The sequence below is a fragment of the Streptomyces cathayae genome (assembly GCF_029760955.1).
Lineage (GTDB): Bacteria > Actinomycetota > Actinomycetes > Streptomycetales > Streptomycetaceae > Streptomyces > Streptomyces cathayae.
On sequence record NZ_CP121682.1, the window covers coordinates 7252648 to 7265247 of the forward strand.

11 protein-coding genes and 2 pseudogenes are annotated in these 12600 nt (G+C 72.9%); 6 read left to right on the plus strand and 7 right to left on the minus strand.

Translation table 11 applies throughout. The annotated features are described in order from the left end of the window. Positions 1-95: 95 nt before the first annotated feature. A complete protein-coding gene (locus tag PYS65_RS33305; protein ID WP_279337687.1) occupies positions 96-938 on the plus strand; it encodes a hypothetical protein in 843 nt (280 codons plus the stop codon). Here PYS65_RS33305 and PYS65_RS34955 read toward each other — a convergent pair. From PYS65_RS34955 to PYS65_RS33315, 3 genes and pseudogenes are all read right to left on the minus strand, one after another. Beyond that, complete coding sequence (locus tag PYS65_RS34955; RefSeq protein WP_341483706.1) at positions 907-1527, minus strand: MASE1 domain-containing protein; 621 nt, start codon at positions 1525-1527, stop codon at positions 907-909. The two genes, PYS65_RS33305 and PYS65_RS34955, sit on opposite strands and share 32 nt — an antisense overlap. Next, positions 1524-1886: an MASE1 domain-containing protein gene (locus PYS65_RS34960; RefSeq protein ID WP_341483707.1), complete on the minus strand. Its 363-nt coding sequence runs from the start codon at positions 1884-1886 to the stop codon at positions 1524-1526. Before PYS65_RS34960 ends, PYS65_RS34955 begins: the two co-directional genes overlap by 4 nt. Positions 1887-2087: 201 nt before the next feature. Beyond that, positions 2088-2879, minus strand: a pseudogene (locus PYS65_RS33315) (PP2C family protein-serine/threonine phosphatase). A 16-nt stretch (positions 2880-2895) separates the two neighbouring features. Between PYS65_RS33315 and PYS65_RS33320 the strand changes: the two are divergent. Together PYS65_RS33320 and PYS65_RS33325 are read left to right on the plus strand one after the other, a co-directional pair. After that, positions 2896-3246: a hypothetical protein gene (locus PYS65_RS33320; RefSeq protein WP_279337688.1), complete on the plus strand. Its 351-nt coding sequence runs from the start codon at positions 2896-2898 to the stop codon at positions 3244-3246. A gap of 332 nt (positions 3247-3578) precedes the next feature. Then, a pseudogene (locus tag PYS65_RS33325) lies at positions 3579-5566 on the plus strand (discoidin domain-containing protein). A gap of 34 nt (positions 5567-5600) precedes the next feature. Here PYS65_RS33325 and PYS65_RS33330 read toward each other — a convergent pair. Together PYS65_RS33330 and PYS65_RS33335 are read right to left on the minus strand one after the other, a co-directional pair. Further along, positions 5601-7181 (minus strand): glycerol-3-phosphate dehydrogenase/oxidase, encoded by a 1581-nt coding sequence (locus PYS65_RS33330; RefSeq protein ID WP_279337689.1) that lies wholly within the window; start codon positions 7179-7181, stop codon positions 5601-5603. After that, positions 7178-7777: a TetR/AcrR family transcriptional regulator gene (locus tag PYS65_RS33335; protein ID WP_279337690.1), complete on the minus strand. Its 600-nt coding sequence runs from the start codon at positions 7775-7777 to the stop codon at positions 7178-7180. Before PYS65_RS33335 ends, PYS65_RS33330 begins: the two co-directional genes overlap by 4 nt. 84 nt (positions 7778-7861) lie before the next feature. On the opposite strand from PYS65_RS33335, the gene PYS65_RS33340 reads away from it, so the two are divergent. Beyond that, positions 7862-9457 (plus strand): FAD-binding oxidoreductase, encoded by a 1596-nt coding sequence (locus tag PYS65_RS33340; protein WP_279337691.1) that lies wholly within the window; start codon positions 7862-7864, stop codon positions 9455-9457. 68 nt (positions 9458-9525) lie between these two features. Next, complete coding sequence (locus PYS65_RS33345; protein WP_279337692.1) at positions 9526-10407, plus strand: YegS/Rv2252/BmrU family lipid kinase; 882 nt, start codon at positions 9526-9528, stop codon at positions 10405-10407. A gap of 2 nt (positions 10408-10409) precedes the next feature. On the opposite strand, the gene PYS65_RS33350 is transcribed toward PYS65_RS33345, so the two are convergent. Continuing rightward, positions 10410-10850, minus strand: a complete 441-nt coding sequence (locus PYS65_RS33350; RefSeq protein ID WP_279337693.1) for a hypothetical protein — start codon at positions 10848-10850, stop codon at positions 10410-10412. A gap of 101 nt (positions 10851-10951) precedes the next feature. On the opposite strand from PYS65_RS33350, the gene PYS65_RS33355 reads away from it, so the two are divergent. Next, entirely contained in the window at positions 10952-11650 is a 699-nt protein-coding gene (locus tag PYS65_RS33355) for a helix-turn-helix transcriptional regulator (protein WP_387035366.1), read from the plus strand. A 12-nt stretch (positions 11651-11662) separates the two neighbouring features. Here the strand turns inward: PYS65_RS33355 and PYS65_RS33360 are convergent, their stop codons facing one another. Further along, a complete protein-coding gene (locus tag PYS65_RS33360; RefSeq protein ID WP_279337695.1) occupies positions 11663-12499 on the minus strand; it encodes an alpha/beta fold hydrolase in 837 nt (278 codons plus the stop codon). Positions 12500-12600: the final 101 nt, after the last annotated feature.

Below are 12600 nucleotides of genomic sequence, written 5' to 3' on the forward strand. Positions count from 1 at the left end.
CACCGATCGAAGGTCCGCACCACGGATGTTGCCGGGTTCCGGCCCGGGGCGGCCGACGGTCCGCCGGCCTCGTCCGGGTGCGTGGACGGCTGCCGATGTCGGCCGTCGCGCTCCTGGTGACGGCGGTCCTCACCGGTTGCGGAGCGATCAGCGGCAGCACGGCGCGGGAGGCCCCGGCGGCCGCCGCACCCACGGCCGCCGCCTCCCCGGCCGCCACGCCCGAAGCCACGCCGTCGGTGGCCGCGCCGCACGCGGCCGGACCGCCGAAGACCGGATCGCCGGAGCACGGAGCCCCCGGCGCCGGGAGCACCACACAGGGCAGGTCCGATGCCGGCGCGGAGACGGGGTCACCCGCCCCGCTCGGCGCTCTCGGCCCACGGACGCTGGCGCTGATCCCCGGGAAAACCCGCCAGGCCGTCGTCGTCACCGGCGCGGGCAGGGACGCGAACCGCTCCGAGGCCGTGCTGTACCGGCGTACCCCCTCGGGGTGGAAGGCGGGTACTCCGTGGCCCGCCCGCAACGCCCTCAACGGCTGGACCGACGACCACCGGGTGGGCGACCTCCGTTCGCCGATCGGCGTGTTCACCCTCAGCGACGCGGGAGGCCTGCTGCCGGACCCGGGCACCCTGCTGCCGTACGACGCGTCACCGGGGTTCGCCATCAGCGGCACGGGCTTCATGGGGGAGCCGCTCGCCGGCTCCTTCGACTACGTCATCGCGATCGACTACAACCGCGTCCCGGGCACCTCACCGCTCGACCGGACCCGGCCGCTCGGCGCCGACCGGGGTGGCGGCATCTGGCTGCACGTGGACCACCAAGGGCCCACCCAGGGCTGTGTGAGCCTGGAGGAACCGCACATGAGGCAGCTTCTGCAGGCGCTCGACCCCGCGCAGCACCCGGTGATCGTCATGGGGGACGCCGGGTCACTGCGCAGGTGAACGCGGCCCCCGGGGAGCCGGTGCCGCGCTTTCCCGTGCTCCGCGCTCCCGTGCCGCGTCGCGTGGTCCACTTGCCCGTACCGCGTTCGTCCCAGTCCGGGTCGACCTCGGCCCGCTGCGTTCCGCCCCTGTCCAGGAGGGACCGGCCGGGGGCGCTCTCGCCGGCGGTGAGGTGCTCCAGCACCTCGACCAGCTTCTGGCACGCGCGTTCCACGGAACGTCTGGTGTCGAGCTGCTCGGTGATCACCGCGGACAGGAGGAGGGAGGGCAGGGCCACCGTGCCGTTGAAGGCCTGGAGACCGATCAGCACCTCCTCGCGTGCCAGGCCCTGGAAGGGCCCGGCACGATCGGTGGCCGCGACGGTGGCCATGACGGAGGCGAACAGCGCGCACAGCGAGCTGCCGATCAGCTGGAACCGCAGCGCCGCCCAGATCAGCAGCGGATGGATGAGGAACAGCATGCTGGTGCCGATACGGGTGACCAGGGGCACCAGGCAGACCGTCACGACCAGCAGACCCGCGGCCTCCTTCCAGCGCGACCAGCGCAACGGACCGCGGAAGTGGTGGATCGCGAGCAGGACCGGGGTCATGATCGGCACCCCCGTGGCGTCGCCCACCCACCAGGCCGGCCATACCCCCCCCAGAAACCGGACACCGGCAGCTCGCCGGTGGCGACGAACAGGACGGCGGCGGTGGACGAGCTGATCAGCATCGAGGCGAAGGCACCGAGGAGCACCAGTGCCACACCGTCCCGCAGACGTGCGAGGTCGCTACGGAAACCCACCCCGCGCAGCAGCAGGTACCCGCACACGGGCGCGGCCGTGTTGCCCGCGAGGAGGACGAGCGAGTGGAGGGTCGGGGAGGTGAGCGACAGGATGACGGCCAGGGTACCGAGGGCGATCCCCGGCCAGCAACGCAGTCCGAGGACGAGCAGAGCGGCGACGGCCACCCCCGTGGGCGGGCCGGACGGGTGAGACCACGGTGCCCTGGATGCGCAGCTCCCGGGTCGGTCCCAGTTCTCCCGCCGCGTCACAGCAGGCGGCGACCGCCAGTGTCTCCAGTGTGCAGACGACCGGCTTGCGCAGATCCTGGCTGGCCACCACAGAAGCCATCGGACGCCGGACGCGCACCGTCTGCGAGGTGAGGGGCTTCAGGGCCGCCGGTCCAAGCCGTCGTGCCCGATCACCAGGACGGCGGCGTCGTCCTCGTGGCCGACCTGCGCCGCCCCCTTGATCACGGCGGCGGCGAGCGCGTCCGCGTCCCTCTGCACGACGGCCGCGGTCCCCGCGAGCCGGACCACGTGGTCCAGTCCTTCGTCGAGCCCCATCGAGGGGCCTTCCACGACCCCGCCCGTGACCATGACGAACACACCGCCCGCGTCGAGCCGGTACCGGGTGACCGGATGGGCCGCCCCCGGCTGGACGCCCAGGGGAGGTCCGCCCCCGTCCCTGCGTCACGCCCGACCGGCCGTCGGCCGTGGCCCACACGCACGGCAGATGTCCGGCCCGAGCGCTCTCCAGCACGCCGCTGGACGGGGCGAGCCGCATGAAGGTACAGGTGGCGAAGAGACCAGAGCCCAGCGACATCAGCACACCGTTGGTCCGGGCGAGCAGCTCGCCCGGTTCACCGGTGACGGAGGCCAGCGCCCGCAGCCCGACCCGGACCTGGCCCATGAAGGCGGCCGCCTCGACGTTGTGCCCCGGACGTTTCCGATGGACACTCCGATGCGGCCGTCGGGCACCGTGAAGGCGTCGTACCAGTCGCCGCCCACATCGAGCCCCTGATAGGCGGGCGAGTAGCGCACGGCCAGGCGCACGCCGGGGGCGACGGGCAGACTCCGGGGGAGCATGCCGCGCTGCGGCGCGACGGCCAGTTCGACCCGGGAGCGCTGCACCTCGGCCTGCGCACGCGTCTGAGCCGTCAGCGCCCCGAGCCCGGCCAGCCCCTAGGCTGTGCCCATGGAGCAGCGCGAGATCATGCAGCGGGGTGTCGGCATCCTCACCGAGGCCCTCGAGATGCGGCGGCAACTCCGAGAGAACCCGGACGCCGAGGTGATGAGGAGCGGAGCCGTCTCCAAGCTTCTCGAAGAGATGCTGCCGCACATCCAGTTGCCGGCCGACGCGAACGCCCGCGAGGTGGCGGAGATCGTCACCGAGAAGCTGGGGCCCGCCATCGTGCACATCACCTCCGCGCTGGCCTTCGCCTTCGTGCAGCTCGCCGAAGTGCACGACGCGGGCCGCACGGACGTGTCCTCCGCGGACGTCCTGCGCTCCATCTCGCTGCGCTACGAATCCGGGAACGAGCGGTAACCGGCGGGGGCGTTCGCCGTACCGGGTGCGGGTGCGGGTGCGGGCGACGGTCGGCTGTGGCGCGACGGCGCCCGGGGGGACGGGATCCCGGGTCCGCCGCACCGCCGTTCGTCCCGGACTCTTGACTCCCTACGTGCCGGTAGCCATGCTCGGCGCATAGCTTGTACCGGTCATGACAATCGGATGGGCCCGGGTCATCGGTCCGGGCCGCCCGGTGGGCCGGCCGTGCCGCTGACGGAGGGACGTGGGCCGTGATCACCGCTCGACGCCGGTACGGCGGTGGACGCCGCCAAGTCGCCCTCGTGACACTGCTTCTGCTCGTGCTCACCGTGATGTCCCTCGGTCCCACGCCCAGTTCCGCGGCCGACGGCGACTGGTGGGAGCCGACCGCGCGGCCGGCGCCGGACTCCGGGATCGGCGTCACCGGCGAGCCGTTCACCGGTACCGACGCGCGCGGAGAGGTCCGCGGGTTCGTCGACGCGCACAACCACATCATGTCCAACGAGGCCTTCGGCGGCCGGCTCATCTGCGGCCGGCCCTTCTCCGAGAAGGGGATCGCCGACGCGCTCAGGGACTGCCCCGAGCACTACCCCGACGGCTCGCTCGCGATCTTCGACTTCATCACCAACGGCGGTGACGGCAGGCACGACCCCGTCGGCTGGCCCACCTTCGAGGACTGGCCGGCCCACGACTCGCTGACCCACCAGCAGAACTACTACGCCTGGATCGAGCGGGCCTGGCGCGGCGGGCAGCGGGTCCTGGTGAACGACCTCGTCACCAACGGCGTGATCTGCTCCGTGTACTTCTTCAAGGACCGCGGCTGCGACGAGATGACCTCGATCCGGCTGCAGGCGAAGCTGACCTACGACATGCAGGCCTACATCGACAGGATGTACGGCGGCACGGGCAAGGGCTGGTTCCGGATCGTCACCGACAGCACCCAGGCCCGTCAGGTCGTCGAGCAGGGCAAGCTCGCGGTCGTCCTGGGTGTGGAGACCTCCGAGCCGTTCGGCTGCAAGCAGGTCCTGGACATCGCCCAGTGCGACAAGACCGACATCGACGCCGGGCTGGACGAGTTGTACGACCTCGGCGTGCGCAGCATGTTCCTGTGCCACAAGTTCGACAACGCGCTGTGCGGGGTGCGCTTCGACGAAGGCGCGCTCGGCACCGCGATCAATGTCGGACAGTTCCTGTCGACCGGCACCTTCTGGCGGACCGAGCAGTGCGCGGGCCCCAGCGCGACAACCCCATCGGCCTGGCCGCCGCGCCCGGAGCCGAGAAGGAACTGCCGGCGGGCGTCGAGGTCCCCGCCTACGCCGAGGACGCCCGGTGCAATGTACGGGGTCTCACGGACCTCGGCGAGTACGCGGTGCGCGGCATGATGAAACGCAACATGATGCTCGAGATCGACCACATGAGCGTCAAGGCCACCGGCAGGGTGCTCGACCTCTTCGAGGCCGAGTCGTACCCCGGCGTGCTCTCCTCGCACAGCTGGATGGACCTGAACTGGACCGAGCGCGTCTACGGCCTCGGCGGCTTCGTCGCCCAGTACATGCACGGCTCCGAGGACTTCGTCGAGGAGGCGCGGCGCACGGAGGCGGTGCGCGACGAGTACGGAGCGGGCTACGGCTACGGCACCGACATGAACGGCGTCGGAGGCTGGCCGCCGCCGCGCGGCGCCGACGCGCCCCACCCCGTCACCTATCCCTTCCGCAGTGTGGACGGCGGGTCCGTCATCGACCGGCAGAGAACCGGCGAACGCACCTGGGACCTGAACACCGACGGAGCCGCGCACCACGGACTCGTCCCCGACTGGATCGAGGACATCCGGCGTGTCGGCGGCCAGGACGTGGTGGACGACCTCTTCCGGGGCGCCGAGACCTACCTCGGCACCTGGGGCGCCTCCGAGCGGCACCGGGCGGACGCCAACCTCGCCGAGGGCGCCCCGGCGACCGCCAGTTCGGCCGAGTGGAACCCGTTCACCAGCTACGCCCCCGGCCGGGCGGTGGACGGCGACCGGGGCACCCGCTGGGCCAGCGACTGGAGTGACGACCAGTGGCTCCGGATCGACCTCGGCGCCACCCGGGAGGTCGGACGCGTCACGCTCGACTGGGAGCGCGCGTACGGGACTTCGTACCGCATCGAGCTCTCCGCCGACGGCTCGGACTGGCGGACCGTCTGGTCCACGGCCTCGGGGGACGGCGGCCTCGACACAGCCCGCTTCCCCCCGGAGCCGGCCCGCCACATCCGCCTCCGGTTCCTGGACCGGGGGACCGGCTGGGGTTACTCCCTGCACGAGGTCGGCGTCCACCGGAATTGACGGCGGTCCCCGCCCGCCCGGGACGGGGCACTTCTCAACTCCGTTGCGGCAGGGCGCCGTCCAGGAGTTCGCGTACGGCGGGGAGCGCCGCCGTACGGTCGGCGGGGACGAGACCGATGCGGGTGCGGCGGTCGAGCAGGTCGCTCTCGTCGAGCGCCCCCTCGTGGCGCAGGGCCCACAGCAGTTCGGCCCCGGTGACCGGGTGCCCGGACAGCACGGGCTCGCCCAGCCGGGCGTCCCGCGCGCCGAGCGCGTGGACGGCCGGCGCCTCCGTTCCGTAGCGCCGCACCAGGCGGCGGGGTGCGGCCAGGGCGGTGAGGACGTGCGGCGGTGCGGCGCCCACGAGCGGGAGGGACGCGGTGCGGGACGGGCCGGCCGGCAGCCGGCGGACGCGGACGGCGGTGTCGACCGCGTCCTCGGCCATGCGCCGGTACGTGGTGAGCTTGCCGCCGACGACGGTGACGACCCCCTCGGACGAGGTCAGGACCGCGTGCCGTCGTGAGACGTCGGCGGTCCTCGTCGCCGTACCGGCGCCGGCCGCCGCGGTGTCCAGCAGGGGGCGCAGTCCGGCGAAGGCCCCGACGACGTCGTCCCGGTGCAGCGGGACCTCCAGGACGGAGCACAGGACGTCGAGGAGGAAGCCGATGTCCGTCTCGGGTGCCTCGGGAACCTCGGGGACACCGCCGTCCACGGGTTCGTCGGTGAGCCCGACGTAGACCCGGCCGTCGTCCTGGGGCAGCACGAGGACGAAGCGGTTGCTCTCCCCGGGGACCGGGATGTGCAGGCCGGCCGGGAGCGGACCGAGGCTGTCCGGGCGCAGCACGAGGTGGGTTCCGCGTGAGGGGCGGATCCGGATGCCGTCGACGAGACCGCCGGCCCAGACGCCGGACGCGTTGATCACCGCGCGGGCGCGGATCTCGCCCTCCTCGCCGGTGAGTTCGTCGCGGACCCGGGCGCCGGAGGCGGTCAGCTCCAGGGCCCGGAGCCGGGTGAGGACGCGCGCCCCGTGCGCGGCGGCGGTGCGGGCGAGGGCGGTCACCAGACGGGCGTCGTCGGTGAGCCGGCCGTCCCACGACAGCAGGCCGCCCCGCAGTCCGTCGCCCCGTACGGCGGGGGCCAGGTGCCGGGTCTCGGTCACCGAGACCCGGCGCGGTGCGGGCAGGGTCGCCCGCGCGGTGCGGGCGGCCAGCCGCAGGGCGTCCCCGGCCCGGAAACCGGCGCGGGCCAGGGCGGCCTGACCGCGGGAGACCAGGGGGGTGAGGGGCAGGACGAAGGGCTGGGCGTGCACCAGATGGGGGGCGGTGCGCTGCATCAGCACCCCGCGTTCGACCGCGCTCTCGTGGGCGACGTCCAGCTGGGCGGAGGCGAGGTAGCGCAGCCCGCCGTGGATGAGTTTGCTGCTGAAGCGGGAGGTGCCGAAGGCCAGGTCGCGGGCGTCGACGGCCACCACGCTCAGACCGCGGGCCGCGGCGTCCAGGGCGGTCCCGGCGCCGGTGGCACCGAGACCGACGACCAGCACGTCGACGGCCGGGCCGCCCACGGTCTCGGTCAGCTCGCGGATGCGGCGCCCGGCGGACAGGGACGAGACGGAGGACGGTCCGGTGAGGGCGTTCATGGGGTGAGGGTCCTCTCCAGGATGTCGCGCAGTTCTGCGAGGAACGCCTCGGAGGTGAGGTCGGGGTCGTCCTCGTCGGTCATGGTGCGCAGGGACAGGGTGAAGGACTGGACGATCAGGAGTACCGACCGCGCCTGCCGTTCGGGATGACCGGTGCGCACCGACCCGTCGGCGTGTCCCTCGCGCACGGTGTCGGCCAGCATGTCCAGCAGAGCCACCTGGCTCGCTCCGCGACGGTCCAGCACATAGGGCAGGAGCAGTTCGGGATCCACGTCGACGATCTTCCGGAAGAGCGGGTGCCCGCCGAAGGCGCGCACCCCCGCCACCAGTCCGCCGACCACGCGCTCCCGGCCGGTGACGTCCGAAGAGCGCTCGGGGATCGCGCCGGCGGCCACGGCGATCCATTCCCGGGTCATGAGGTCCCCGACCAGCGAGCGCACATCGGGCCATCGCCGGTACAGCGTCATCCGGGAGACCCCGGCGCGGCGGGCCACGTCGGTCAGTGTGGTGCGGCGGACCCCGACGGCCAGAACGCAGTCGCGCACCGCGTCGAGCACGGCGTCGTTGTCCGAACGGTTGTGACGAGTAGGCGTCATGTGTAACAGTGTAACGGCAAGTGGGGCCGTCGGCGACGGCATCGCTCCTATCGACGCTCGAACCGACCGGTGAGGACGACAGTCATGGACATGCTGTGGAGCGGCTGGGGCGACCCGGCCCGGGCGACGCCGCTGCCCGACACGGTGATCGGGCTGTTGCGCGATCTGCTCGGCGTCGAGCCGTGCGCGGCCGAGCCGGTGGCCCTCGGGGAAGTGGCCGTGCCCGAGCCCCGGTTGGCGTCCGCCGCGCACCGCGCGCTGGTCGAGGCGCTGGGCGGTGAGGACCAGGTGCGCACCGACCCCGAGACACGGATCCGGCACACGCGCGGCAAGTCCACCCCCGACCTGCTGCGGATCCGGCACGGTGACGTCACCGACATCCCGGCGGCCGTCCTGTTCCCCGCCGGCCACGACGAGGTGCTCGCCGTCCTGCGCGTCTGTGCCGAACAGCGCCTGCCCGTGGTGCCGTTCGGCGGCGGCACCTCCGTGGTCGGCGGTCTCGCCCCCGGCCGGCAGGGCACCTTCGTCGCCCTGGACCTGCGGCGTATGGACGCGCTGCTCGCCCTCGACCCGGTCTCCCGCACCGCCACCCTGCAACCCGGCCTGCGCGCCCCGCAGGCCGAGGCGCTGCTCGCCGGACACGGCTTCACCCTCGGCCACTTCCCCCAGTCCTACGAGTGGGCCACCCTCGGCGGCTTCGCCGCGACCCGCTCCAGCGGCCAGGCGTCCGCCGGGTACGGCCGCTTCGACGAGATGGTGCTCTCCCTCACTCTCGCCACCCCCGAAGGCACCCTCGACACCGGCCGGGCCCCGCGCTCGGCGGCCGGGCCCGACCTGCGCCAGCTCGTCCTGGGGTCCGAGGGGGCCTTCGGCGTCATCACGTCGGTGACCGTCCGGATCCGGCCTCTCCCGCAGGCCCGCCTCTACGAGGGCTGGCGGTTCGACTCCTTCGAGGAGGGCGCCGCCGCGCTGCGCCGCCTCGCCCAGGACGGGCCGCGCCCCACCGTGCTGCGGCTGTCCGACGAGACCGAGACGCTGGTCGGCCTCGCCCAGCCGGACGCGATCGGCTCCGGCACCCCGCAGTCCGCCGGATGCACGGCCGTCGCCGGATACGAGGGCACGGAGGAGGACACCGCGTACCGCAGGGAGAAGGCCGCGGCCGTCCTGCGCGCGTGCGGTGGAACGCCGCTGGGGGAGGAGCCCGGCCGCCGCTGGGCCCACGGCCGCTACTCGGCTCCTTACCTGCGCGACTCGCTGCTCGACGCCGGGGCCCTGGCCGAGACGCTGGAGACCGCGACGTTCTGGTCCAGGATCCCCGGGCTGTACACCGCGGTCCGCGACGCGCTCACCACCACGCTCACCGAGGCCGGCACCCCGCCCCTGGTGATGTGCCACATCTCCCACGTCTACGAGAACGGCGCCTCCCTGTACTTCACCGTGGTCTCGGCACAGGGCGACGGCGACCCGGTGGCGCACTGGACGCGCGCCAAGCACGCCGCGAACGAGGCGATCCTCGCCGCCGGCGGCACGATCAGTCACCACCACGGTGTCGGCACCGACCACCGGGACTGGTACGTCCGCGAGGCCGGCCCGCTGGGGGCCGACGCCCTGCGCGCGGTCAAGCGGCGCCTGGACCCGGCCGGAGTGCTCAACCCCGGCGTCCTCCTGCCCGCCGACTGAACCGAAGCGCCGTCATCCGTCAGAGGGGCATCCCGCTCCATCCCGTCGGTCCGCCCGGAGGCAACCCGATGCGACAGTTCACCGCCGTCGTCAACCCCACCGCGGGCGGATCCACCGGAGCGGCCGCGCTGCTCGCCCTCGCACGACGGCTCCGGGAGGCCGGGGCCGAACTGCACACGGAGTACAGCCGCAGTCTGGCCCACGCGCAGGAACTGGCCCGGGACGCCGGGCGGCGGGGGCGGGTGGTGCTGGCCGTCGGCGGGGACGGCATCGCCGGAGGCATCGGCGGCGCCCTCAGCGGGACCGGTGCCACGCTCGGCCTCGTACCGGCCGGCCGGGGCAACGACTTCGCGCGGGCCCTGGAACTGCCCACCGAACCGGCGGCCCTGGCCCGGATACTGCTGGAGGGCGAACCGCGGCACGTCGACACCATCGAGGTCGAATCGGCCGTCCACGACCGCACCGTGGTCCTCGGCAGCGTGTACGCCGGAGTGGACGCGCTCGCCAACCGCCACGCCAACCGCAGTAGGCTGCTGCGGGGCGCCGCCTCCTACTACGCCGGCGGACTGCGGGCGGCCGCCACCTGGCGGCCGGCCCGCTACCGGGTCACGATCGACGGCGAGGAGCACGCACACACCGGCTACACCGTGGTGGTCGCCAACTCCGGCTACTACGGCTCCGGCCGCGTCATCGCGCCCGACGCCCGGGTGGACGACGGGCTGCTGGACGTCGTGATGATCGAGGACGCGCCCCGGCGCCTGTTCTTCGCCCTGATGAACGACCTGAGGACGGGCGCCCACGTCCACCGGCCCCAGGTGCGGATGGAGCGGGGCCGGGAGATCCGTGTCGTCGCCGACCGCGACGTCCCCTACGGTGCGGACGGCGAGGTCGACGCCCTTCTTCCCGTGACGCTCAGAGTGCTGCCCGGAGCGCTGCGCGTGCTGTGCTGACCTCAGACCCGGGAGCCGTGGTAGCGCTGGGCGAGCCGGGCCAGTGCGACCGCGCCGAGGAGCAGGCCGAAGTCGCGCAGGGCGATGTCGTAGTAACCGGGGACGGTGAGGAGGCTGACGATGATCCCGGCCAGCCAGCCGGCGACCAGCCAGCCTCCGAAGCGCGGCGCGAGCGCCACCACGACGCCGGCCACGATCTCGACGACCCCCACGGCGTACATGGCCGACTGACCGCTGCCCGGGACGAGGTCGTTGATCCACGGCGCGAGGTAGGCGGGCCAGTCGACGAGCAGGTTGGCGAACTTGTCCAGGCCGAACAGGATCGGGGCCACGGTGAAACCGGTGCGCAGGATCACGAAGGCCTGGTAGCCGGGGTCGGCGAGGGCGGCCCGCCGAGGTGCGGCCGAGGTGCTGCTGGAGCTGGAGGTACTGGGGGCGGCCATGGCCCCTCCTTCTGTCGTCCCGTCGAGCTTCTATCGACAACTTTCACTTTCTATAGAAGCTCCGTCTCCTTCTTCAGTCAATGCCTGTGGGTTTTACACTGGTGTTCGTGGACGACACGGACGAAGTACGGGGCCGGCCGGACGAGGTGCGTGACCAGGACGTCTCGGCCATCGCCGCCCTCGACGAACCCACCCGCCGCAGGCTCTACGACTACGTGGTGCGCGAGCCGGAACCGGTGGGCCGGGACGATGCCGCCGCGGCCCTGGGCCTGGCCCGGCAGACCGCGGCCTTCCACCTGGACCGGCTGGCCGACGAGTCCCTGCTCGACGTGGTCTACGCGCGGCGCAGCGGACGCACCGGCCCGGGCGCGGGCAGACCGGCCAAGCTCTACCGCCGCTCGGCGCAGCAGATCGCCGTCAGCCTCCCGGACCGGCGCTACGAACTCGCCGGGCAGCTCCTCGCCCACGCCGTGGAGGAGTCCGGCGCCACCGGGGAGCCGGTGCGTGACGTCCTGTACCGCACGGCACGGGAATGCGGCGTGCAGGCGGGCGCCGACAGCCATGAAGAGGTCTTCCCCCTGCTGGAGCGGTACGGCTTCGAGCCGCGGCACCAGGGCGACGCCGTCGTCCTGGGCAACTGCCCCTTCCACACGCTGGCCCGCGCGCACACCCGAACGGTCTGCGGGATGAACCTCCACCTGCTGCGCGGTGTCCTCGACGGCCTCGGCGACACCGGCTTCGAGGCACGCCTGGCGCCGGAACCCGGCCACTGCTGCGTCCGACTGGAGCCGGCGGCCTGAAGGCCGCTCACCTCACTCGGCGAGGAAGGACAGAAGCGCCCGGTTGACGTCCTCGGCGTGCGTCCACAGCAGGCCGTGCGGAGCGTCCTCGACCTCCACGTACTCCGCGTGCGGCAGCGCCCGGTGGAACGGGCGTCCGGTCGAGTCGATGGGCAGGATGTTGTCCGCCGTTCCGTGCAGGATCAGGGCGGGCACGTCGACGGCGGGGATGTCCCCCCGGAAGTCGGTGAACCACGTCATCGGCGCGGCCGCCGCGGCGAAGGGTCCGCCGGACGCCGCCGTGTGCCAGCTGTTGCGGACGGATTCCGGGCTGATGCGGCTGCCGAGGTTCTCGTCGAGGTTGTAGAAGTCCTTGAAGAACGACGTGTAGTACGCGTACCGGTCGGCCTTCACCGCCGCGGAGATGCCCTCGAAGAACTCGCGGGGCGCCGCGCCGTCCGGGTTGTCGTCGCTCTTCAGCAGGCAGGGCTCCAGCGAGGCGAGGAAGGCCGCCTTCGCGACGCGCTCCGTCCCGAACCTGCTGACACAGCGGGCCACTTCACCGGTGCCCATGGAGAAACCGACGAGCACGGTGTCCGAGACGTCGAGGGTCTCCAGGACCATGTTCAGATCGGAGGCGAAGGTGTCGTAGTCGTATCCCGTCGTGGGCTGACCCGACTGTCCGAACCCGCGCCGGTCGTAGGTGATCACGCGGTACCCCGCGTCGAGCAGCGCGGCGGACTGTTTCTCCCAGGAGCGGCCGTCGAGGGGGTACCCATGGATGAGGACCACGGCCTGTCCGGCCCCGTGATCCTCGTAGTAGAGCTCGATGTCGGTGGAGTTCTCGCGTCCCACGGTGATGTACGGCATTGCGGTTCCGTCTTTCCTCGGCTCGATGGCGGGCAATCCGGGGCGCACGGCCGCGCCGGGGCGGAACCGGGCGATGTCTCCAGGTTCCCGCGACATGCGCG

Coding starts and splice junctions, on each gene's coding strand:
- PYS65_RS33360 (WP_279337695.1), bottom strand. CDS start 12,499: ATGCCGTACATCACCGTGGGACGCGAGAACTCCACCGACATCGAGCTC.
- PYS65_RS33350 (WP_279337693.1), bottom strand. CDS start 10,850: ATGGCCGCCCCCAGTACCTCCAGCTCCAGCAGCACCTCGGCCGCACCT.
- PYS65_RS33345 (WP_279337692.1), top strand. CDS start 9,526: ATGCGACAGTTCACCGCCGTCGTCAACCCCACCGCGGGCGGATCCACC.
- PYS65_RS33330 (WP_279337689.1), bottom strand. CDS start 7,181: ATGAACGCCCTCACCGGACCGTCCTCCGTCTCGTCCCTGTCCGCCGGG.
- PYS65_RS34955 (WP_341483706.1), bottom strand. CDS start 1,527: ATGACCCCGGTCCTGCTCGCGATCCACCACTTCCGCGGTCCGTTGCGC.
- PYS65_RS33320 (WP_279337688.1), top strand. CDS start 2,896: ATGGAGCAGCGCGAGATCATGCAGCGGGGTGTCGGCATCCTCACCGAG.
- PYS65_RS33340 (WP_279337691.1), top strand. CDS start 7,862: ATGGACATGCTGTGGAGCGGCTGGGGCGACCCGGCCCGGGCGACGCCG.
- PYS65_RS33335 (WP_279337690.1), bottom strand. CDS start 7,777: ATGACGCCTACTCGTCACAACCGTTCGGACAACGACGCCGTGCTCGAC.
- PYS65_RS33305 (WP_279337687.1), top strand. CDS start 96: ATGTCGGCCGTCGCGCTCCTGGTGACGGCGGTCCTCACCGGTTGCGGA.